This window comes from Larsenimonas rhizosphaerae (assembly GCF_023700005.1).
Lineage (GTDB): Bacteria > Pseudomonadota > Gammaproteobacteria > Pseudomonadales > Halomonadaceae > Larsenimonas > Larsenimonas rhizosphaerae.
This window is the reverse complement of sequence record NZ_JAMLJK010000001.1, coordinates 1,104,950-1,126,284: the sequence shown is the minus strand read 5'-3', so window position 1 is coordinate 1,126,284 and position 21,335 is coordinate 1,104,950. Positions and strand designations below refer to the sequence as shown.

The following is a 21,335-nucleotide window of genomic DNA, read 5'->3' as shown; positions in this document are numbered from 1 at the left end:
AGACTAAAGTTGGCGCAGCCGAATAAGTAAACAGATTGAACTTACTTCCCCGGTCTTTCACTATGAAAAACCGGTCTGTTCGAGGCTGCCTGCGTACGCTGGGGTACCGCAGGCAGCCTCGCAGATACACACCAACGCATCTCGCGCGACAAACCGTCGAGGTAATCCTTTTGCATACTACAACCTTTCTTCCCGAAGACCTGGAAAGCGCACTGCTGGCCGGGCGGGTATGGCGCGAAACGCCTGACCAGTCGGGGCCTGCCATCGTGGTGATTCGAAACGGCGAGGTCATCGACATCACGTCCACCTGCGCCTGTATGGCCGATTTGCTGGACCGGGATGATGCCACCGCCGTGGTTGCCCGGGCCGAGGGCGAGTCACTGGGCTCGATCGAATCACTGCTGGAAAACTCGCTGTCATCCTCCCCGCACGCGCCCTATCTGCTGGCTCCCTGCGATGTACAGGCCATCAAGGCCTGCGGCGTAACCTTTGCCGTCAGCCTGATGGAAAGAGTCATCGAGGAGCAGGCAGCCGGTGACGCTGCTCATGCCACCGCGTTGCGCCAGGAGCTGCAGACCGTAATCGGCAGCGACCTGTCGCAGATGGTTCCAGGCTCCGATGAGGCGCTGGCGCTCAAGGCAGAACTGCAGCAACGGGGCGTCTGGTCTCAGTACATGGAAGTCGGCATCGGGCCGGATGCCGAGGTTTTCACCAAGGCACAACCCTTCTCGTCAGTGGGCTTTGGCAGTAGCGTAGGCCTGCACCCGTCATCACGATGGAACAACCCCGAACCCGAGATCGTACTGGCCGTCGATGCTACCGGTCAGCCACGAGGCGCGACGCTGGGTAATGACGTCAACCTGCGTGACATCGAGGGACGCAGCGCCCTGCTGCTGGGCAAGGCCAAGGACAACAACGCCTCCAGTGCCATCGGCCCCTTCATTCGTCTCTTCGATGAACACTTCACCCTCGATACGGTACGCCAGGCACGGGTTTCACTGCGTATCGAAGGCGCCGATGACAGTTTCGTGCTTGATGACTCAAGCGACATGCGCCAGATCAGCCGTGATCCACTGGATCTTGTCCGCCAGACCGTGGGCCCACATCACCAGTACCCGGATGGTTTCATGCTGTTTCTCGGCACCATGTTCTCTCCCATTCTGGATCGTGATGGCGAGGGACAAGGCTTTACGCATCACGTGGGTGACCTCGTCACCATCGCCACCCCAGCCCTGGGCGCACTGGTCAATCGCGTGGACCGCTCGGACCGGCTCCCCCCCTGGACCTTCGGCATACGTCAGTGGCATGCACACCAGGCCCGGCACCGCTGATCGATACCTGCCCGACAGGTGGCACATGTCGGGCAGTAGCCGAGGACCCACCGTGACAGATTACGCGCCCATCCGCCGATCGGGGGTGGTTCATCGGTTAGCTGTAAATCAAGCTCTCCCTGATACACAGGTCCCGCCACGATCATGTGCCGTCACGTTCGGCGCTTTTTTTACATACCCGTTTTAAATGTGTACGTGGAACGTCAGAACATATAAATAACCGTGTTATTCCGCGCCCTGACATGTCGTCCATGACTCTATTTTTTTAAAATACGGCCATGCTTCCAATGTAACTACGGATATATCAGAACCGGGATTCATTAGTCTCATTGACACTCTTGTTTTCATAGTTTAAGTAAAACCACTTTTTTTAAGACCAAGGTATAAATTATTGGCGTTAAAGCGCCCAATGAAAAAAAACTGGTCAAGGCGAGAAAAATTATTCGCTGTAATGCAGTTTTACTGTGCCCTTAACTTTGCAGAACATTTCATGTCTCAAGGGGCACCACCATGGGTTTTAAATCAATTGCCATTGCCGCAGCGCTGGTTCTGTCGAGCGGCATGTCCACGGCTGCACTGGCGGACTATCCCGAAAAACGCATCGACCTGATTGTCGGCTTTGCCGCCGGCGGTGGCACCGATGTCATGGCCCGGACCACGGCTCCCTTTCTGGAGAAGTACCTGGGTAATGATGTCTCGGTAGTGGTCAAGAACATGCCGGGCGCCAGTGGTCAGATTGGCGTTACAGCGGTCGCCGAAGCCAAACCCGATGGCTACAAGATCGGCACCTATAACCTGCCGGGCACCATGGCCAGAACGCTTGATCGCAATGCCGATTACAATGCCGACAGCTTTACCTACCTGGCCAACGTCGTGAACGACCCCAATGTCATCGTTACTCCCAAAAACAGTGACATCGACACCATGGACAAGCTGGTCGAAGCGGCCAAAAAGCGTCCCGGTGCGGTAACGGTCGCCATGTCGAGCCTGGGCGGCGATGACCATTTCTTCCTGCAAAAGCTCACCGATGTCACCAAGGCCGACTATACCGTCGTGCCCTTCTCCGGTTCAGCTCCGGCCCGCAGCGCGCTGATGGGCGGCCACGTCACCATGGGCATCATCAACATCTCCGAAGTCGTGGCCTTCCGCGATGAGCTGAACGTACTGGGCATCGCCTCCGAGAAGCGCTCTTCCATGGCGGAAGACATCCCTACCTTCAAGGAGCAGGGATTCGATCTGGTCAACGGGGCGCTTCGCGGCTTCGTGGCGCCGGCCAATCTGCCTGAAAACGTCAGGGCCAAACTGCTCGACGCCTTCCAGAAAACCTACGACGACCCTGATTTCCAGCAGGCCATGCGCCGGTCCGGCAACCCGACAGAACTGGCTCTGGGCGATGACTTCAAGACCCTCAACGCCGAGCAGCTGGAACTGGCAAAACGCATCTGGGAAACCACTCCCTGGAAGTAAGCCTGCGCTCGTTATCCCGGTTTTTCTGACACATGACCTTCACGACGGAACCACCATGCCATTTCCCAATGACCGCGTGGTGGTTCAACCGGCATGACCGACTCGTCATTGCCGGCCTGTCGTGACTGGCTCCAACGCGACTTCATGAGACATATCCCATGACCAGTGAACCCACTAACACGGCCAGCGAGTCCTCTCGCGGCATCGATCCGGATTTGATCGCCGGTACGGTCATCGTGCTCGGCGCAGGCGTACTTCTGACGCGCACCTCGGATATGCCCGGCATGACAGCACTGTTGCCGGTCACCATGCTCTCGGCGCTTATCCTGCTTGGCGTCCTGCTGATCGGACGCTGTGTACTGCGCCGTCGGCGCCAGACCGTGGCGCCCATCAAGGTCTTCGATGATGCCAAACGCTTTTTCGGCATCGTGGCATCCATTGCGATCTATGTCGCCGCCGTCGCCCTGCTGGGCTTTTACACCGCAACGGCTGTCATGATTCCGGTGGTGGCCTGGTGCTTCGGGTACCGAAGCCTGAAGGGCGTACTGCTTGCCGATCTGATTTTTACAGGCGGCATCGCGATCATCTTCGTGTTGCTGATGGGGCAGGAACTGCCCACCGAATTCTTCCTGCGCTAACGAGGATATCTCATGTACGGCAATCTTATTGATGCACTACCGTCCGTATTGTCCATGGGCAATCTCCTGGCGGTCATTGTCGGCGTTGTTGCCGGTATCTGCGTAGGCGCCCTGCCCGGCCTCAGCGCCACCATGGCCATTTCGGTGCTGATTCCCTTTACCTTCGGCATGGATCCGCTGGTCGCCCTTGGCATGATGGCCGGTATCTACAACGGGGCCATGTACGGCGGTTCAATCCCCGCTGTGCTGCTGCGCATTCCCGGAACGCCTGCCGCCGTCGCCACCAGCTTCGATGGTTACCCGATGGCTCAGCAGGGCCGTGGTGGCTATGCACTTCAGGTCGCCGTGGTCTCTTCTGCACTGGGGGGTATCGTCTCGGCGCTGGTCCTGATGCTGCTGGCTCCTCCGCTGGCCAAGGTCACGCTGCTTTTCGGTCCGACCGAGATTTTCTGGGTGGCGGTATTCGGCATGTCGGCCATCGTTTTCCTGCTCGGCGGTGATGTGATCAAGGGGCTGATCAGCGCAGCCTTTGGTGTCTTTGTCTCCCTCGTCGGTGCCGACACCATTACCGGCGCCGAGCGCTACACCTTTGGGCACCTGGAGCTGCTCGACGGCATCAATATCGTCGTGCTGCTGGTCGGGCTCTATGCACTGCCACCGGCCATCGGCCTGCTTGAGGAAATCCGCGATTTCGACACCGAAAATACCGGCCGACTCAATACCACCAGCATCTGGAAGGCCATCCCCGGCATGCTGAAGTACTGGAAGACCTGGGTACGCTCTTCAATCATCGGCGTGTTTGTCGGCATCCTGCCTGGCGCCGGCGGCTCCATGGCAGCGTTTCTCAGTTATAACGAAGCCCGCCGAGCCTCCAAAAACCCGGATGACTGGGGCAAGGGCGAACCGGAAGGCGTTGCTGCCTCGGAAACCTCCAACAATGCCGATACTGCCGCCGCACTGATCCCGGCGCTGACGCTGGGCATTCCCGGCACGGCGGTTGCTGCCGTCATGCTCGGTGGACTGTTGATCCACGGCCTGCAGCCCGGCCCCATGCTGTTCCGTGACAACCCTGAAATCGTCTTTGGCTTCATGTGGCAGTTCCTGTTTGCCGCCATCCTGCTGATCTTCCTCGGGGGAGCGCTGGCCACCAACAGCTTTGCACAGGTGCTGCGCCTGCCACGACCGCTGCTGGGCGCCATCATCATCTCCCTGGTGTTCATCGGCGTGTACTCGATCAATGGCCGCATGTTCGATGTCTATCTGATGCTCGGCTTTGGCCTGATCGGCTATTTCATGGACAAGCTGAAGTTCCCGCTGCCACCGGTTGTACTGGGGCTGATTCTGGGAGGATTTGCCGAACAGAACCTGCGTCTTGCACTGCGCATCGGTGGCGGTAACTGGGACATTCTGGCCTCCAGCCCGACGGCCAAGGTGCTGATCGGCATGATCCTGCTGGTGATACTGTCACCGCTCTTCTCACGGCTGATGCGTGCGCGCAAGGCCAAACGAGTCGCCGAGTGATGACACCTCATGCCTCGATCCGGGAAGCATGGCTGGCACTGACTGATGAGTCGGTGCTGGACCCGGCCCAGCCGATTCTGGACGCGCACCATCATCTGTGGGATCGCGAAGAGAGTCGCTATCGCACCGAGGACTTCATCGCCGATGTGAGCTGCGGCCATGACGTGCGCGCCAGTATCTACGTGCAGTGTCGCACCGGATATCGCCGCTCGGGGCCCGAGGCGCTCTACCCGCTGGGCGAGGTCGAAACGATCCTCGAGTGGAGCGCTCAGGCCCCGAATCATCCGGTCGGCATCGTTGCCTTTGCCGACCTCATGCAGGGCAGCGCGGTACGCGACACCCTCGATGGCCTGCTGGATCTGGCCCCGAATCACGTATGTGGCATTCGCAATACCACGGCCTATCACCCCGACCCGGCGGTGCGCTCCAACCCGAGGCCGGCCCCGGATGGTCTGCTGCGCTCAAAGGAATTTCACCAAGGCGCCGCTGAAGTCGCCCGGGCCGGACTGGCCCTGGACATCTGGGCCTACCAGACACAGCTGCATGAAGTCGAAACGCTCGCTCGCCTGCTGCCGGAGCTGACGGTGGTCATCAATCACTGCGGCGGTCCACTCGGCGTCGGGCCATTTCGTGAACGAACACCGGCTGATTTTGCCGCCTGGCGCGCAGGCCTCGAGAAACTCGCTGCCCTGCCCAACACGCGCCTCAAGATCGGCGGATTCGGGCTTGCCGTTTTCGGCAATGACTACCACCACCACCCCGCGCCCCCGGACTCCGAACGTCTGGCAAGAGACTGGGCACCCTGGTTCGAGACCTGCCTCGAGGCCTTTGGTCCGGCGCGCTGCATGTTTGAGAGCAACTTCCCCGTGGACAAGGGAATGTTCTCCTATGTCGCACTCTGGAATGCCTACAAGCGACTGACTCGCGCGCTGAGCCAGAACGACCGGGATCAGCTGTTCTGGAAGACGGCTGCCAGCACCTATGGCGTGGCCTTCGACGGATGGGTGACACCCCAGGCGTCGTCATGACAGTGGCACGACCTCAATGCGAATAACACCACGATACGAATAACAACGAGGGATCAGGACATGTTCAAAACGCTTCGGAAAACACTGGTCATTTCAGCCATTGCCGTATCAGCGCAGGCAATGGCCGCACTCAACACACCCGCCTTCGCCGACTACCCCGACAGCAAGCCCATCGAAGTGATTGTCGGCTACTCCGCCGGCGGGGGCACCGACGTGCTTGCCCGTGTGGTGGGAAAATATCTGGAGCAGGAACTGGGAAATGATGCCCGTGTGGTGATCAAGAACCAGCCCGGTGCCGGCGGCCAGATCGGGTTTACGAGCGTGGCCAGGGCCAAGGCAGATGGCTATACCCTGGGCACCTTCAATCTGCCGGCCGCCATGGCACTGACCTACGACCGCAAGGCGGCCTACGACGCCAACAGCTTTGACTATCTCGCCAACGTGGTACACGACCCCAACACCCTGGTCGTCAGTCAGACCTCTCCCTATCACAGTCTGAAGGAACTGATTCAGGCGGCGAAGGAAAAACCGGGCAGCGTGGGCATGGCCCTGGCATCACTGGGGGGCAATGACCACTTCAGTGCCCTGCTGCTGGCCGCAGCGGCAGATACCGAATTCAACCTGTTCCCCTTCAGCGGCGCCTCGATGGCACGCACCGCCCTGCTCGGCGGCCACGTCGCCGCCGGTACCATGGCCCTGAGCCAGACCATCGGTTTTGAAGACGAACTGCGCGTACTGGCTGTTCTTGATGACAAGCGCTCCTCCTTCGCGCCTGACGTGCCTACGGCGAAGGAACAGGGCTATGACGTCGAAATGGGCTCCTATCGCGGCTTCGTGGCGCCTCACGGGCTCCCGGAGAAGGTCAAAACTCGACTGGTGACGGCCTTCAAGGCGCTGGCCGACAACAAAAAGCTGCGCGATGAGCTGGCGGCTCAGGGCAATACGCTGGACATCATCACCGGAGATGACTATCGCCAGCTGAACGACGCCCAGTCCGACGTCGCCAGAAAACTGTGGGAAAGCCATCCATGGAAATGAGGGGCAGAAAGCGGCCTGTCAGCGCTGGATCACATGAACACGCCGAATTCGCCGGAAAGCTCTGCCAGCTTGTTGTGCATGGCCATAAGAAGCTCGGACTTGGCCGAGTTGGCATGACGTACCGTTCCAATCTGACGATAGATCTGAGGGCGGCCGAACGGCAGCTTGAGCATGTCACGGCCATTTTCACGCACTGCAATATCAGGCACGACCGATGCCCCCAGCCCCGCCGCGACACACTCGACGATCGCCGGGATGGTGTCGATCTCGGCAATGTGCCTGGTTCTGACTTCCTGATGGGTCAGCTCATTGTTGATCAGCGCCGCCAGAGGGACATCGCTTGCAAAGTGCACGAAAGGAAGGGTTTCCAGCAACTCCCGCACCGGTCTTACCGGTGTGCCGGGAGGCGCTATGAAGACCAGCGGCTCACGCAGGAACGGGGACCAGGAAAGGTTTCGCGAGACCCCGGCATGCTCGGCCACGACCGCCAGATCCAGGCGGCCGGCGTTGACATCACTGAGAAGGGCCGAGGACATCCCGACACGAAGGTCCACATGCAGTTCTGGAAATATTTCGCGCAGCGCCACGATCGCACGTGGCAGCAAAGCGATGGTACTGGTGCGAACCGAGCCAATGCTGAGCGAACTTGACACGTTGCTGCCCTTCAGGGAAATCCGGGTTTCCTCGACCAGTCCCAGAACCTTTCGGGCGGTTTCAAGAAGTTGCAGCCCATGAAGAGTGAGACTTGGCGGACGCGTCTGCCGATTGAACAGCGAGGCCTCCAGTTCCTGCTCCAGCGCAAGCATCTGCTGGCTGACGGCCGAAGGCGTCAGGCAGACCTCGCGGGCAGCACGGGCAAAGGTACCGTATTCGGAGATCGCAATTAGCGTGCGTAGCTGACGTGTGTCCATGCTTTTACCCATTAAGACTTTCTTCACTTAACGTAAAATATTAGTCGCTTTTATAAAGAAAAACTACCTGTATTCTAATCGGCAACCGCCCAGGAACGACACCTGGCACCACGTGTGCTGCCACTGACAATCAATGGAGAGAGACCTTGGAGAACCGCCCCACCATTCTTGTAACCGGCCCTCACCTGGCTGAAGAAGCACGTCAATATGCCGAAGCCGCGGGCTACGCCGTACACCACACGCCGGCCTACCCTTCGTCGGAGGTGCTCGTTGAACACATCAACCGTCACGACCCGGTAGGCATCGTGTCACGCATGGGGCGATTCGGAGCTGAAGCGGTTGCAGCCGGCCGGTCACTCAAGGTGATTTCCAAGCATGGCGCCGGCGTGGACAACATTGATGTTGATGCAGCCACGCATCATGGCGTTCAGGTCATTCGCGCTGCCGGTGGCAATGCGGTCTCGGTGGCAGAGCACGCTGTCGCATTGATGTTTGCCACGGTCAAGCGTCTGCTGCCGCTGGATGCCGGCATGCGACAGGGCCACTGGGAAAAGGCCGACTTTCTCGGGCGGGAATTATCCGGCATGCGCCTGGGCCTGGTCGGCGGTGGTGCCATCGCCGCCGCCGTGGTCAGAATCGTCCAGGGGCTGGGGCTGGATGTTGCCGTCTACGACCCTTACGCCTCACCGGAAGCCATTCGCTCCCTTGGTGCCGAGTTCATCGATGACATCGATACGCTGCTGGCCCGATCCGACATCGTCAGCCTGCACTGCCCCCTGACTGAAGCGAACGCACATCTGCTTGATGCCAGAACACTGGCCCTGATGCCGAATGACAGCTACGTCATCAACACCTCCCGCGGCGGACTGATCGACGAGCAGGCTCTGCTGGCTGCGCTCGAGAGTGGCCACATTGCCGGTGCCGGACTGGATACCTTCGAGTGCGAGCCGCCGGAAGGCATCAATCCGCTCGCTCGCTCCGAGCGGGTCATCCTGACACCGCACATCGCAGGGGTGACCGAAGAAGCAGGTACACGCGTGGGTGTTCTGGCGGTCAGTGGCATTGTCGACCTCATTGCCGGCACAGCGCTGCCACCGGCACGCATGGTCAATACCCTGCCGGAAACCACCTGTTCCTGATCCTGTTTTTCATGACATATCGGCCAGAGATTCAGGCCATCTCAATGGAGTAATACCATGCCCATCGGCAACCGAGTTCTCAAACGCCAGCGCCAGGTCAACGCATCCACCGTCGAAGCCTTTGCTGCACTTCCTGTTGCAGTGGTCAGTGACAGCATGTCCCGCGTCTTTGCCGGTGGCAGCGACCTTCGTCCCATGCACCGCGAGGGCTCAATGGCAGGCGTGGCCCTGACCGTGCGTACTCGTCCGGGTGACAACCTGATGCTGCACCAGGCCATCGACATGGCCCAGCCCGGTGACGTCATTGTCTGCGACGCGGGCGGTGACACCACCAACGCCCTGATGGGCGAGTTGATGCTCGCCTATGCGGTCAAAAAGGGCGTGGTCGGCTTTGTTCTCAACGGTGCGATACGCGATCTTGATGGCTTTCGCGAAACCAACCTGCCTACCTTTGCAGCCGGGGTTACCCATCGCGGTCCCTACAAGAATGGTCCGGGCGAAATCAATACCCCGATCAGCCTGAATGGCATGGTCATCGAGCCGGGCGATCTGATCATCGGTGACAGTGACGGCATGCTTTGCGTTCCCTATGACGATGCAGAGACCGTGCTTGAGGCCGCTCAGGCCAAACAGGCGGCTGAAGAGAAGCAAATGGCTGCAATTCACGCCGGTGAGAACGATCGGAGCTGGGTGAGCGCCGCACTCAAGGCCACAGGGTGCGAAATGAACTAGGCACACTGTTTTACAGCTGAACGTAAAACAATAAATCCCCTACCCCCGGATTTATGAAAGGGACGCCGGATATTCAATTACCCGGCGTCCCTTTTGCGCCTTCAACTCAGGTAAAAATTCTCCAAGCCATTAATAATAAAGAAGAAAAACGCCAAAAGTAGACAAAGGTTTAATAATTAAAACCACCCGAGCGGCGTAGCATTAACGGCCCGACATGACGATGAAAAGTCATGGCACATCAGTACGACTCATGTCGAGGCAAGGCTTTAATCATCACTCCGTCAATGTATTCACCATTCGGCATCTCTTTTTTATTTATCTTCATCGGGAGAGTTTCGATGCGTTCACCTCGAAACCGTTGGCTTTATTTACTCAGCACCCTGCTGATCATGCTGGCCTCTCCGGCCTGGGCGAGTGACTATCCTGCTCGTCCCATTACCCTGATTGTTCCCTATGGTGCGGGAGGGACCACCGACATTTCAGCCAGGCAGCTCGCCAGACTGGCAGAGCCGCTGCTTGGCCAACCGGTCGTCATCGAAAACCGCCCTGGTGGTGGTGGCGTGAACGCCATGCGCACGGTATCCCGCGCCGCGCCGGACGGTTATACCCTGATTGCGACCACCTCCTCTCCCTCCTTTGTCGCGCCGGCACTGCGTGATACGGGCTATGACACGCTCAAGGATTTTACGCCGATCCTGAATTATCCCGGGCCCTGGCATGGTGTTCTGGTCAATGCCGATAGCCCCTATCACACCCTGACGGAACTGCTTGATGCTGCCCGCGATGGCTCCCGTCTCACCTATGCCACGGCCGGCGCCCTGAGTGGTGCGCGCCTGGCGTTTACTCAGCTGGGACGCGACACCGATGCAAGGCTTCAGCACGTTCCGTTTGACGGTGCCGCCGGTGCAACCGCGGCACTGCTTGGCCACCATGTCGATATCGCGCTGGTGCCTGCCTACCGCGATCTGGTTAAAAGTGACCAGCTACGGCTGCTTGCCGTGCTCGATGACCAGCCTGACCCGGATTTCCCGGAAGTGCCCACGCTTGAGCAGTCAGGATACGACATTCAATTTCCCTCCATCGTGGCCCTGATGGTGCCCCATGGCGTGAGCGCCAAGCGCGCCGAGACACTGCGCGCCGCATTCAGCCAGGCCGCCTCTTCACCGGAATTTGCCGCCGTCATGAAAAAACTCAACCAACCCGTGAGGCTACTGCCAGGTGACGAAGTCGAGGCCGTCATCGGCAAGAACCTGGTGGCGTATCATCATCTGGCCGAGACCCTGAAGCGATGAGCATCGACACGAACACATCCTCCCACCGCCGCATGCCTCGATTTGGCCTGCAAGGTTGCACCTGCCTCGGCATCCTGCTCGTCGCAGCCATCGGACTTTTGACCCTCCACGATCAGGTGACGGTGTTTGACTTTGGCGACCCGGGCCCGGATGCACGCTTCTTCCCCAGGCTGGTGCTATGGCTACTGGCCCTGGGAGCCGTGCTTCGACTGTGGCGCCATCGCCGAACGGCCGAGACCGCCATCGGCCCGGCTGTCAGCTGGATCCGCGTGCTTTTCGTCATGATGCTGATGGCCGTGGCCCTGGCAACCATGCCGATGCTGGGCTTCATCATTACCGTGGCCACGATCGGTATCGTGCTGGCCTGGCTGCTGGGCGAGCGTCACTGGCTGTTCAATGTGGCCTTGCCGCTGATCGTCACCATCGCCATTTTCTGGGCTGGACGACATCTTCTCAACCTGCCCCTGCCCTGAGCCTGTCACCACGTTTTCGCGTCCGAGATTTCCCAGGAGATACTTCACATGCTTCTTGATGCCTTCCATGCCCTGCTCGATGTCTGGGTGCTGATTGCCGCCCTGGTGGGGGTGGCCGTCGGCATTGTCATCGGCGCAATTCCCGGTCTGGGCCCGACACTGGCCATTGCCCTGCTGATCCCGGTGACCTTTACCATGTCCCCCATTCCCTCTCTTATCCTGCTTCTGGGGGTGTATCAGGGGGCGATCTTTGGTGGATCGATTTCCGCCATCCTGCTCAACGTTCCCGGCACGCCGTCTTCGGCAGCCACGGCGCTGGATGGCCATCCCATGGCACGGCAGGGCCGTGCCGGGGAAGCACTGCGCATCGCGCTCTATGCCAGTGTGTTCGGCAACATTTTCAGCTGTCTGGTGCTGATCGTGCTGGCCCAGCCGCTGGCCTCGCTGGCGCTCGATTTCGGCCCTGCACAGATGGCGGCGTTGATGACGTTTGCGCTGATCATCATCGTGCTGTTCGGGGGGGGATCGATTCTTGATGCTGCCCTGATGGCACTGATCGGCGTCGCCGCCGGCATTATCGGACTCGATCCCATCGAGGGGCTGCCGCGCTTCACCTTTGGCAGCTTTGCGGCCGAAGACGGCCTGGCGCTGATTCCGGTGCTGATCGGCCTGTTCGCGATGTCCGAAGTACTGCTGCAGGCCTTTGCCGGCAAGCAGAAGACGGCACCGGACACGGACATCGGCCCGGTCTCGGGCAGTGGCACCTCGAATCGCCCGGTCGGGTGGCTGACCCTGTGGAAGATGCGCGCCACGCTAATGGTGTCCTCCATCATCGGCACCCTGGTGGGTATCCTGCCGGGGATCGGCTCAACGGTGCCCGCCTTCGTCAGCTACAACCTGGCCCGCTCCCGTTCACGCGATCCGGCCCGCTTCGGCAAGGGAGAACCGGAGGGCGTGGCCGCCCCGGAGGCCGCCAACAATGCGGTAACCGGTGGCGCGCTGGTGCCCATGCTCTCACTCGGCATTCCCGGCGACGCCGTTACCGCCGTCATCCTGGGAGCGTTCATGCTGCAGGGGCTGACGCCGGGGCCGTTCCTCTTCCAGCAGCACGGTGTTGAGGTCTATGCGATCTTCGAGGCACTGATACTGCTGTCCATTCCCTGTGTGGTGTTCGGGCTGGCCATGTTTCGTGGCGCCGTTCACATCATTAAAATCCGCCCTCGCCATCTGTTCCCGGTCATTGCGATTCTGGCGATATTTGGTGCCTATTCGGTCAACAACAGTCTTTTCGATGTCGCCGTGATGCTGGGTGCCGGGGGGATTGGCTTCGTGCTGCGGCGAGCCGGTTTTCCGCTGCCGCCCCTGCTGATCGGGCTGATCCTCGGGCCACCGCTTGAGCAGAGCCTGCGCCAGGCGCTGCTGACCAGTGCCGGAAGCGCTGATATCTTCCTGCAGTCACCGATCGCCATGGGACTGTTGGCCGTCACGCTGCTGTGCGTTCTGGGTGTAATCATCAGGCGCTATCGCCATACGCACCAGGGAGATGCATCATGACACACACCTCAATGTCGCCCGCCTGTGACTGCCATATCCACGTCTTCGACCGTGACCGCGAGTACACCAAGGCGACCTACCAGCCCCCTCGCAAGGACATCGGCCATTTCATGGAGGAAGCCGCGGTCTCGGACATCCGGCGCGCCGTGCTGATACAGGCTTCCATCGATGGCACCGACAACCACTATCTGCTCGAGACGCTTCGTCAGGCGCGGCTCCCCACCTCGCCGCTTGAGTTGCGTGGCGTGGTCATGATCGATGAGCACACCTCAGGGCTCGAGGCGATGCGCGAAGCTGGCGTACGTGGCATCCGCATTCAGGACCGCACCCGGCTGGGCCAGCACGACCTGGCGCGCCTGCCGGAGCTTGCTGCTCGCGCCGCAGCACTGGACTGGCATGTCGAACTCAATACGGAACCCGAGCGCTACGACGTTTTGGCGGCACTGTTACCGACGCTCCCGGAAGGGCAAACAATCGTCCTGGATCATTTCGGGCACGTGACCCCCGGCCATTCCGATGAACTGACCCGCCTTTGCCGCCTGCTCGACACCGGGCGCGTCTGGATCAAACTTGCCCCCACCCGTGTCAGCCAGCACCCGGGGCGCTATGACGACCTCATCGAGCTGACTCGGCACCTGGCCGAGCGCTACCGCGAGTGTTGCCTCTGGGGAAGTGACTGGCCCCATGTCATGACGCCGTCGCCGATCCCCGGCTCCCTCGACATGATCGAGTTTCTCGAGCGCGCCCTGTCCTCGCCACAGCGCCAGGCCTGTCTGAGAGACAATCCTGAACGGCTTTATCGGTTCTGACCCCTCCCCCTGACCCTGCCTTTCACACCAGCCATCACGATCGACCTCATTGTCCATGAGGTCGATCATTCTGCGGGATTCGCTGATTCAGCTTTTATACATACTGACGTATATCACTCCGATTATTTAATTATTGCCCTCTTTTATTATTTATCGTTAAAGGCGACCAAGGTCTCATCGACAAAACATTTATTTCAAAGATCAGGCATAAAGTTTTCCTGCATATTCAATGCAGAAAAACACGCTTTAGCAATTCCTCGTTTTCATGTTCACTCAACACCCAAAAGCGTGCGGTGTTTATTCACGATTTACCCATGAATATAAATACCCCCTTTTGACAAGGGGTGATGTAAATCACTCCCCTGTTTCAAAAGGCACAAATATCATTTTAATAAAAACGAGCCATCACCCTTGAGAGAGGACGTCCCGATGAAAAAAATCAAGAATACCCTGCTATCCGGATTGGTTGTTCTAAGCACATCAATGGCCGGTAATGTCATGGCCGATAACTGGACGGGGTATACCTATTCCTCCGTGTCCACGACCGCTGCCGTTCAGGGCATGAAACGAATTGCCGACCGGGTCGAGAAGGAAACGGACGATGACCTGTCGATCACGCTTCACCTGGGCAAGACACTGCAAATCTCCTCCAGCGATATCACCCAGGCCACCGGCGATGGCATTGTCGACTTCGCCGCGGACCTGTTCTTTTCGGGCAACGTCCCCATCGCGCGCATTCTCAACCTGCCCCTTTTGATCAACAACGATGAAGAGTGGAACAAGGCCTACGCGGTGATGGAACCGTATCTCAAGAAAGGGTTCGCGGATCAGGGCGTGACCTATCTGGGCAGCTATCGCTACCCGCAGCAGGTCATCTTTACCACCTTCAAAATGGACTCACTGGACGACCTCAAGGATCACAAGGTGCGCGTCACCTCGCCTGAACAGGGTGAATTCGTCGAGGCCTTCGGTGGTTCACCGATCACGCTCTCAGGCTCGGAAGTACCGACGGCGCTGGAGCGTGGCGTCATTGATGGCGTACTGACAGCCAGTGCGGGCGGTGCCAAGAACTGGCACGAATTCCTGCCCTACAACTACCGTCTGCCGGTCAACTACGCCAACAGTGCCATTATCGCCAATACCTCTGCGTATGAAGGCCTCAAGAACAGCACGCGCCAGACACTCGATCGTATCGTGAGTGAGGAAACAGCCCAGATCACTCAGGACTTCCTCGTCGATGAGAAGACACAGGAACAGAAACAGGCAGACGCCGGCATGACGATTGTCGATGCCGACCCGGCTGACATCAAACGCGCCCAGGAAAAGATGGCGCCGTGGTGGCGCGAGTGGGCCAAACAGGCGGGACCGGAGCATGAAAAAGCGCTAGAGGCGGTTCTGAACGCCCTTGGCAAGTAATTCCGGAGCCCTTCATGAGTGATACATCCCCCCATCAGGTCAACGAGCCGGCATCTGCCGGCTCCCTGTTCGACATGATCGCCGCCGGCGTGCGGTTTATCGCGGGACTGGCACTGGTGGTACTGGTATTGATCGTCAGCGCCGAAATCGTCTCGCGCTTTTTCTTCAACCATTCACTGCGCGTCGTCGAAGAGCTGGCAGGGTACCTCGTCGTGGGCCTGACCCTGTTCGGCGCCAGCCTGGCCGTTCGGAAAAACAGTCTGTTTCAGGTCGGTTTCATCTTTGATGCCCTGCCTCAGGCTCTTAAAAAGAGCCTGAACCTGCTTTATATGGCCCTGTCGCTTGCCGTCTGCGGCGTGCTGATCTGGTACACCCTGCAACTGGTTCTGAGCTCCTGGTCACGCGGCAATGTCGCGCCGACATTTTTGATGACGCCGTTATGGATGCCTCAGCTACTGATTCCGCTGGGACTGACCTTTACCGCGATCTTCATCATCGAGCGCGCGATCATCACCCTGCGTCATGGAGGAACTGATTGATGGATGCCCTGATCGCCTTTGGCGTATTACTGGTGTTGATTGTTGGCGGGCTGTGGGTTCAATTCGCCGTCGGCGCGGCAGCGCTGGCCTACCTGTGGCTGATCAAGGGCGTCGCTGGCTGGAAGGCTCTCGGGCTGGTCAGCTGGGGAGCCGCCAACAGCTTCACGCTGGCTGCGATTCCGCTGTTCATTCTGATGGCGGAGATCCTGCTGGCCAGCGGGCTCAGTGCGCGACTCTATAACGGTATCGCCCCCTTCATGCGCCGCCTGCCAGGCGGGTTGCTGCATACCAACATCGTGGGTAGCGGCGTATTTGCCGCCGTCGCCGGCGGCAGTGCGCCAACCGCGGCGGCGATGTCGACCGTGGCATTGCCGGCCCTGTCGGCACGCGGCTATGACCGCCGATTCGTGGCAGGCTCACTGGCGGCCGGCGGCACACTGGGCATTTTGATACCGCCGTCGATCACCATGATCATCTACGCCACCTTTACCGAAACCTCCATCGCCCAGCTGTTCGCCGCCGGTCTGGTGCCCGGTATTCTGCTCGGTGCCTGCTACAGCCTCTTCATCATCGCGCGTGCGCTGGCGAAACCTTCGCTGGTTCCCAAAGATACCCAGCAACGCACGTTTACCGATTACCTGCGCGCCGCCGCGGACGTGCTGCCCTTTACGATCCTGATCGTGTTCATTCTGGGCAGCATCTACGCCGGCATCGCCACCCCGACCGAGGCGGGTGCGCTGGGCGTGGTCGGTGCCGTGGCCATCTCGGCACTGTATCGCCGACTCAATATCACAATGCTCAAGTCGGCACTGTCGCGCACGCTGACCATGAGCGGCAACGTGCTGTTCATCGTGTTCATTTCGATGCTGTTTGCCTACGCCACGGCGCTGTCCGGCGTCGGCGAAGCACTGGTCGACCGCGTTGCCGAGGCAGGTCTGTCGCAGTTTTCGCTGCTTCTGATTCTCGTGGTGGTGTTTGCCATTCTTGGCTGCTTCATGGAAGGCCTTGGCATGATCGCGATCATCGTCCCGGTCATTTTCCCGACCCTGATGGCAATGGGCGTCGATCCGGTCTGGTTTGGCGTGTTCGTGGTCATCCTGGTCGAGCTGGGCCAGCTGACCCCGCCGCTCGGCGTCATCCTGTTCGTGGTGGCCAGCTCCGATGCGGAAACCAGAGTCGAAGACGTGGTCATGGGCGTGCTGCCCTTCTTCGCCATCATTCTGGCGTTTCTCGTGCTGCTCATTGCGATGCCCGACATCGCGCTGTGGCTTCCCCAACTGACTTCCGGAGGTTGACCCGTGGCCTTTCCCCATCCAGACCCGACCCTGATCGAGGCCGAGGTCTTCACGACCCTGCCGGAGGCGCTGCGGCGCCCCGGTACGCCTTCTGACTGGGCAACCAAGAATCGCCGAGGCGCGGCTGTCGACAGCTTCATCGAGGGCCCCTCCTTTGATCTGGACGGGCATCTATGGTTCGTCGACATTCCCTTCGGCCGGATACTTCGCGCCTCACCACAAGGCGACGTTGAACAGATCGCCGAATACGACGGTCAGCCCAACGGCCTCAAGATCGATGCGAAGGGCCGCATCTTCATCGCCGATTTCAAGAACGGCATCCTGCAACTCGATCCGGCAACCGGCAGCATCAGTACGGTGCTGGGCGATGCCGACTCGGAAGGCTTCAAGGGCTGTAATGACCTGCATATCGGCCCGGACGGCGCGATCTATTTCACCGACCAGGGACAGACCGGGCTTCATGACCCCAGTGGGCGTGTCTACCGCTGGACACCCGACGATGGCCGGCTCGAGTGTTTGATCGACCGTGTGCCGAGCCCCAACGGGCTGGTGCTCGATACCAGTGGCCATACGCTCTACGTCGCGGTAACGCGTGCCAACGCGGTATGGCGGCTGCCGCTGTCGCCCAGTCAGCGGGTGGTGAAGGCCGGGCTTTTCCTGCAGTTTTCCGGTGGCCGTGCTGGACCGGATGGTCTGGCACTGACACAGGATAACGGCGTTGTGGTCTGCCAGACCGGCATGGGGCTGGTGTGGGTACATGACGCGCTTGGCGTACCCATCGCGGTGGTCAAGTCACCCAGGGGGCTGGGAACCACCAACTGCGCCTTCGGCGGGCCGGAAAACCGCACGTTATACATCACCGAATCGGATTCCGGCACTATCCTGCGCGCCGAACTGCCCGTCGCCGGTCATCCCATGGCTTCCGGCTGGGGGCGCTGAGGGTATTGGCACATGGAGGGTGGGACTGCCGTTTGCCAGAGCACCCCACGCTCCACCTTTCGTTAAACGAAACGATCGGTAGAGCCGCTGACTCATGCCTGTGAGTCGAAGGAGGCAAGCGGCAAGGTAATGGCAAACGCGCTGCCCCCTCTCGCAGAAGGCTGCCAGGTCGCCTTGCCACCATGTGCCGTTGCAATGGCCCTGACTACAGCAAGCCCCAGCCCACTCCCCCCGCTCTTGCGTGAACGGGAGGGGTCGCCACGACGAAAGGCCTCGAATAGATCCTGGACCTGCGTCATGTCGATGCCGGGGCCGGCATCCTCGACGGCCATATGGCAATGATCACCCGAGCGATAGAGGCGCACGTGTAGCTCGCCCGGCTCGGCATGCTGCAGTGTATTTTCCAGTAATGCCATCAGTGCCTGACGCATCCTTACCGGGTCACACGTCACCTTCAGGCCCGCCTCGAAGTCACGGCGCAAATGAAATCCCCTTGCCGCCAGCGGCTCAGCGAAGGCCTGCAGAACACTGCCAATCTCCCGAGCCAGATCTACTTCGACCGGTTGCAACTCCAGGTGACCGCTGTCATTGAGGCTCAATACTCGCAGATCCTCGATCAGCCGATTGAGACCCTCCACTTGTCGCAGCAGGCCATCGAACAGCTCGGTACTGGGTGTAAATACCCCTTCTGACAGGCCCTGCAGGCGACCACGCAGGATGGTGACTGGCGTGCGCAGCTCATGGGCGATGGCCGCATTCCAGAACTCGCGTTCCCGAGTCATGCTCTGCAGCCGTTCAGCCATGGTATTGAAATCGCGTACCAGCTGCGCTGTTTCGCCCATGGAGCGCTCGTCCATGTGAGCCCGAGCCGTCAGCCTGCCCTGAGCCACTTCACGCAGGCTGTATGCTACCGAGTTCAGCGGGGTAAGCAGGCGTCGCGATAAACGGATGGCCACGAATACTGCCATGCCAAGTGCCGCCAGCGCGGTGCAGACGATCCATGCCAGCTCGACCCGGGACGGTATCCAGCTATTGGAAATACTTCCCGGCAGATAGGTTGTGGCGACGGCATAGAACACGTAGGAGCCAAACACGGAGATGAATATGATGCCCAGCGCCATCACAGCCAGGGACTGGATAATCTGACGACGCAGCCCCGCCGCACGCTTCATGAGTCGCTGCCGAAACGGTAACCCACGCCCCACACGCTGGCCGGAATGCCATGAATGCCAAGGGCATCGAGTTTCCTGCGCAGTTTGCTGACGTGACTGTCCACCGTGCGCTCCTGCGTATCCCCCTCGGGAAGGCACTGCACAAGCAGCTCTGCGCGACTGAACACCCGCCTGGGGGCACGCATCAGACAGGCGAGCAACCTGAACTCCGTCAGGGTCAGATCCAGCATCTGCTGACTGTCACCATCGCGAATACTGGCCTCGTGGCTTTCCAGATCAATCTGGAACAGGCCGACGCGCAGTATTCGAGAGGCGGATGAATCACTCATCAGGGTACGCCGCAGCACGGCTTGAACCCGCGCTACCACTTCGGCCGGATTGAAGGGCTTGACCACGTAGTCATCCGCGCCCAGCCGCAACCCCATCAGCTTGTCGATGTCCTGATCGAGCGCAGTCAGCATGATCACGGGGGTATCGCCGCGGGAACGGATTTCACTGAGTACCTTCCAGCCATCAATACGCGGCATCTGTACATCAAGCAGCAGCAGATCCGGCTTGAGCGACTGATGCATGGCCAGCACAGCCTCACCATCGGCGGCGTGCCGGGTACGCAGCCCGCTGCGTTGTAGATAGGCCCTGAGAATATCGGCGATTTCCTCTTCGTCCTCGGCGATCAGTATCAGTGCCGAAGCAGGAGGCGCATGGCTGATGCGTTCGGACATGGGCAGGCTCGATAAAGGGGGTGTTCAACTTTATCGCACCCTCCATCCTTTCTCCATAAAGCCTCGAATCATTCGCAATGTCCGCCCGCCACACTGCACTGCGATCATTCGGTTATCGCCCAAGGCGATGACCCCTCACGTGAGATGAGAGTGGCATGTGCATCAAACAACATCTGTGGAGCATTCTGCTTGCAGGGCTTGCCGTGCCGTGGCTGGCAGGGTGCGATTCTTCGCCAGACAATACCGGAAGCGACACGTTATCCCCCTTTCCGGTATCGGTGATGACACTGGAGGCCACCGGGCTTTCAGTCACCCAGGACCTTCCCGGACGAGTATCGGCAGTGCGTACTGCCGAGGTGCGCGCTCAGGTTACCGGTATCGTGCAGCAGCGCCTGTTCGAGGAAGGCAGCCATATCGAGGAAGGCAGGACGCTGTTCCAGATCAATCCCGCCACCTTCAAGGCCGAGGTTGATATTGCCGCTGCCGCGTTACAGCGAACCAGAGCCACCCTGGCCCAGACGCAGGTCAAGGCGGGCCGAATGGATGCGCTGAGGCGTACCGACGCGGTCAGCCGCCAGACATACGACGATGCGGCCTCTCTGCGCGACCAGGCCGCCGCCGATGTAGCTCAGGCCAGAGCAACGCTGGCGCGACGCAGGCTCGACCTGCAGTTCGCCAGTGTCGAGGCGCCCATTAGCGGTCGCATCGACCAGACCCTGGTCAACGAGGGGGCGCTGGTATCGCCCACCGATGCCACGCCTTTAGCCCGCATTCAGCAGATCGATCAGGTATACGTCGACGTGCGCCAATCGGCCTCACGGCTGGACACTCTACGCCAGCAGGCCGGCTCGGCATCCCCGGTGCTCGACGTGGAGATCCTTGGCAGCAACGGCACGCCTCTGGACATGCACGGGCGCATGCTGTTTTCCGGCATTCAGGTCGACACCGGTACCGGTGACGTGCTGCTGCGTGTGCTGGTGGACAATCCGCAGCATCGTCTGCTGCCCGGCCTGTACGTACAGGCGCGGGTTCCCCGGGCGCACTACCCCGCGGCGCTGAGCGTGCCGCAGCAGGCGGTGACCCGCACAGCGGGCCAGGCCAGCGTGTGGGTGGTGGATGCTCAGAAGAAGGTACACCCGGTGCCCGTCGAACTCGGTGAACTGGTCGAACGCCGTTATCGGGTGGTGTCCGGCCTCAGCGCCGGGCAACAGGTGGTGATCGAAGGGATCGAGCGTTTGAGCCCTGATGCCCGAGTCGCCACACGTCCGTGGCAGCCCGCCGCCAGCGATGAACCGCTCAGCGCCGTCGCGCGCTGAGTT

General features: G+C 60.0%; 20 protein-coding genes. 17 read left to right on the top strand and 3 right to left on the bottom strand.

Translation table 11 applies throughout. The features are described 5' to 3' along the window. Positions 1–170: 170 nt before the first annotated feature. From NAT21_RS05095 to NAT21_RS05070, 6 genes are all read left to right on the top strand, one after another. Positions 171–1,331, top strand: a complete 1,161-nt coding sequence (locus tag NAT21_RS05095; RefSeq protein WP_250936221.1) for a fumarylacetoacetate hydrolase family protein — start codon at positions 171–173, stop codon at positions 1,329–1,331. 510 nt (positions 1,332–1,841) lie between these two features. Continuing rightward, positions 1,842–2,798 (top strand): Bug family tripartite tricarboxylate transporter substrate binding protein, encoded by a 957-nt coding sequence (locus tag NAT21_RS05090; RefSeq protein WP_250936220.1) that lies wholly within the window; start codon positions 1,842–1,844, stop codon positions 2,796–2,798. Between the two features lie 158 nt (positions 2,799–2,956). After that, positions 2,957–3,436 carry a tripartite tricarboxylate transporter TctB family protein gene (locus NAT21_RS05085; protein ID WP_250936217.1) on the top strand — a complete coding sequence of 160 codons (480 nt, stop codon included), beginning with the start codon at positions 2,957–2,959 and terminating at the stop codon, positions 3,434–3,436. A gap of 12 nt (positions 3,437–3,448) precedes the next feature. After that, the gene (locus NAT21_RS05080) at positions 3,449–4,957 is read left to right on the top strand and encodes a tripartite tricarboxylate transporter permease (protein ID WP_250936215.1); all 1,509 of its coding nucleotides are present in this window, start codon (positions 3,449–3,451) and stop codon (positions 4,955–4,957) included. Beyond that, positions 4,957–5,985, top strand: coding sequence for an amidohydrolase family protein (locus NAT21_RS05075; protein ID WP_250937999.1), 1,029 nt, complete (start codon positions 4,957–4,959; stop codon positions 5,983–5,985). The genes NAT21_RS05080 and NAT21_RS05075 overlap by 1 nt, the downstream gene beginning before the upstream one ends. 60 nt (positions 5,986–6,045) lie before the next feature. After that, positions 6,046–7,023, top strand: a complete 978-nt coding sequence (locus NAT21_RS05070) for a Bug family tripartite tricarboxylate transporter substrate binding protein (protein WP_250936213.1) — start codon at positions 6,046–6,048, stop codon at positions 7,021–7,023. Positions 7,024–7,052: 29 nt separating this feature from the next. Here NAT21_RS05070 and NAT21_RS05065 read toward each other — a convergent pair whose 3' ends face one another. Further along, entirely contained in the window at positions 7,053–7,934 is an 882-nt protein-coding gene (locus NAT21_RS05065) for a LysR family transcriptional regulator (protein WP_250936210.1), read from the bottom strand. 146 nt (positions 7,935–8,080) lie between these two features. Between NAT21_RS05065 and NAT21_RS05060 the strand changes: the two genes are divergently transcribed. The 10 genes from NAT21_RS05060 (at position 8,081) to NAT21_RS05015 (ending at position 18,122) form a co-directional block, all read left to right on the top strand. Then, a complete protein-coding gene (locus NAT21_RS05060) occupies positions 8,081–9,073 on the top strand; it encodes a hydroxyacid dehydrogenase (protein WP_250936208.1) in 993 nt (330 codons plus the stop codon). A 57-nt stretch (positions 9,074–9,130) separates the two neighbouring features. Continuing rightward, positions 9,131–9,805, top strand: coding sequence for an RraA family protein (locus tag NAT21_RS05055; protein ID WP_250936206.1), 675 nt, complete (start codon positions 9,131–9,133; stop codon positions 9,803–9,805). A gap of 338 nt (positions 9,806–10,143) precedes the next feature. Beyond that, positions 10,144–11,097 carry a tripartite tricarboxylate transporter substrate binding protein gene (locus tag NAT21_RS05050; protein WP_250936204.1) on the top strand — a complete coding sequence of 318 codons (954 nt, stop codon included), beginning with the start codon at positions 10,144–10,146 and terminating at the stop codon, positions 11,095–11,097. Continuing rightward, positions 11,094–11,570: a tripartite tricarboxylate transporter TctB family protein gene (locus tag NAT21_RS05045; protein ID WP_250936202.1), complete on the top strand. Its 477-nt coding sequence runs from the start codon at positions 11,094–11,096 to the stop codon at positions 11,568–11,570. Before NAT21_RS05050 ends, NAT21_RS05045 begins: the two co-directional genes overlap by 4 nt. A 48-nt stretch (positions 11,571–11,618) precedes the next feature. Next, on the top strand, positions 11,619–13,124 hold the full coding sequence (locus NAT21_RS05040) for a tripartite tricarboxylate transporter permease (protein ID WP_250936200.1): 1,506 nt from the start codon (positions 11,619–11,621) through the stop codon (positions 13,122–13,124). After that, positions 13,121–13,933: an amidohydrolase family protein gene (locus NAT21_RS05035; protein WP_250936198.1), complete on the top strand. Its 813-nt coding sequence runs from the start codon at positions 13,121–13,123 to the stop codon at positions 13,931–13,933. The genes NAT21_RS05040 and NAT21_RS05035 overlap by 4 nt, the downstream gene beginning before the upstream one ends. 429 nt (positions 13,934–14,362) lie before the next feature. Continuing rightward, positions 14,363–15,349 (top strand): TRAP transporter substrate-binding protein DctP, encoded by a 987-nt coding sequence (dctP, locus tag NAT21_RS05030; RefSeq protein WP_250936196.1) that lies wholly within the window; start codon positions 14,363–14,365, stop codon positions 15,347–15,349. A 14-nt stretch (positions 15,350–15,363) separates the two neighbouring features. After that, positions 15,364–15,888: a TRAP transporter small permease gene (locus tag NAT21_RS05025; protein WP_250936194.1), complete on the top strand. Its 525-nt coding sequence runs from the start codon at positions 15,364–15,366 to the stop codon at positions 15,886–15,888. Beyond that, on the top strand, positions 15,888–17,183 hold the full coding sequence (locus NAT21_RS05020; protein WP_250936192.1) for a TRAP transporter large permease: 1,296 nt from the start codon (positions 15,888–15,890) through the stop codon (positions 17,181–17,183). Before NAT21_RS05025 ends, NAT21_RS05020 begins: the two co-directional genes overlap by 1 nt. A 3-nt stretch (positions 17,184–17,186) precedes the next feature. Beyond that, positions 17,187–18,122 (top strand): SMP-30/gluconolactonase/LRE family protein, encoded by a 936-nt coding sequence (locus NAT21_RS05015; protein WP_250936190.1) that lies wholly within the window; start codon positions 17,187–17,189, stop codon positions 18,120–18,122. Positions 18,123–18,214: 92 nt separating this feature from the next. Here the strand turns inward: NAT21_RS05015 and NAT21_RS05010 are convergent, their stop codons facing one another. Both NAT21_RS05010 and NAT21_RS05005 read right to left on the bottom strand, forming a co-directional pair. Continuing rightward, a complete protein-coding gene (locus tag NAT21_RS05010; RefSeq protein ID WP_250936188.1) occupies positions 18,215–19,294 on the bottom strand; it encodes an ATP-binding protein in 1,080 nt (359 codons plus the stop codon). Next, positions 19,291–20,016: a response regulator gene (locus tag NAT21_RS05005; RefSeq protein WP_250936186.1), complete on the bottom strand. Its 726-nt coding sequence runs from the start codon at positions 20,014–20,016 to the stop codon at positions 19,291–19,293. The genes NAT21_RS05010 and NAT21_RS05005 overlap by 4 nt, the downstream gene beginning before the upstream one ends. 155 nt (positions 20,017–20,171) lie before the next feature. On the opposite strand from NAT21_RS05005, the gene NAT21_RS05000 reads away from it, so the two are divergent. Beyond that, positions 20,172–21,332, top strand: a complete 1,161-nt coding sequence (locus tag NAT21_RS05000; protein WP_250936184.1) for an efflux RND transporter periplasmic adaptor subunit — start codon at positions 20,172–20,174, stop codon at positions 21,330–21,332. The last annotated feature ends 3 nt before the right edge of the window (positions 21,333–21,335 follow it).

Bases quoted from the DNA above. Each gene is read 5' to 3' on its own strand.
- NAT21_RS05090 (WP_250936220.1), top strand. From the start codon at position 1,842: ATGGGTTTTAAATCAATTGCCATTGCCGCAGCGCTGGTTCTGTCGAGC.
- NAT21_RS05085 (WP_250936217.1), top strand. From the start codon at position 2,957: ATGACCAGTGAACCCACTAACACGGCCAGCGAGTCCTCTCGCGGCATC.
- NAT21_RS05080 (WP_250936215.1), top strand. From the start codon at position 3,449: ATGTACGGCAATCTTATTGATGCACTACCGTCCGTATTGTCCATGGGC.
- NAT21_RS05075 (WP_250937999.1), top strand. From the start codon at position 4,957: ATGACACCTCATGCCTCGATCCGGGAAGCATGGCTGGCACTGACTGAT.
- NAT21_RS05070 (WP_250936213.1), top strand. From the start codon at position 6,046: ATGTTCAAAACGCTTCGGAAAACACTGGTCATTTCAGCCATTGCCGTA.
- NAT21_RS05065 (WP_250936210.1), bottom strand. From the start codon at position 7,934: ATGGACACACGTCAGCTACGCACGCTAATTGCGATCTCCGAATACGGT.
- NAT21_RS05055 (WP_250936206.1), top strand. From the start codon at position 9,131: ATGCCCATCGGCAACCGAGTTCTCAAACGCCAGCGCCAGGTCAACGCA.
- NAT21_RS05050 (WP_250936204.1), top strand. From the start codon at position 10,144: ATGCGTTCACCTCGAAACCGTTGGCTTTATTTACTCAGCACCCTGCTG.
- NAT21_RS05045 (WP_250936202.1), top strand. From the start codon at position 11,094: ATGAGCATCGACACGAACACATCCTCCCACCGCCGCATGCCTCGATTT.
- NAT21_RS05040 (WP_250936200.1), top strand. From the start codon at position 11,619: ATGCTTCTTGATGCCTTCCATGCCCTGCTCGATGTCTGGGTGCTGATT.
- NAT21_RS05035 (WP_250936198.1), top strand. From the start codon at position 13,121: ATGACACACACCTCAATGTCGCCCGCCTGTGACTGCCATATCCACGTC.
- dctP (WP_250936196.1), top strand. From the start codon at position 14,363: ATGAAAAAAATCAAGAATACCCTGCTATCCGGATTGGTTGTTCTAAGC.
- NAT21_RS05025 (WP_250936194.1), top strand. From the start codon at position 15,364: ATGAGTGATACATCCCCCCATCAGGTCAACGAGCCGGCATCTGCCGGC.
- NAT21_RS05020 (WP_250936192.1), top strand. From the start codon at position 15,888: ATGGATGCCCTGATCGCCTTTGGCGTATTACTGGTGTTGATTGTTGGC.
- NAT21_RS05010 (WP_250936188.1), bottom strand. From the start codon at position 19,294: ATGAAGCGTGCGGCGGGGCTGCGTCGTCAGATTATCCAGTCCCTGGCT.
- NAT21_RS05005 (WP_250936186.1), bottom strand. From the start codon at position 20,016: ATGTCCGAACGCATCAGCCATGCGCCTCCTGCTTCGGCACTGATACTG.
- NAT21_RS05000 (WP_250936184.1), top strand. From the start codon at position 20,172: ATGTGCATCAAACAACATCTGTGGAGCATTCTGCTTGCAGGGCTTGCC.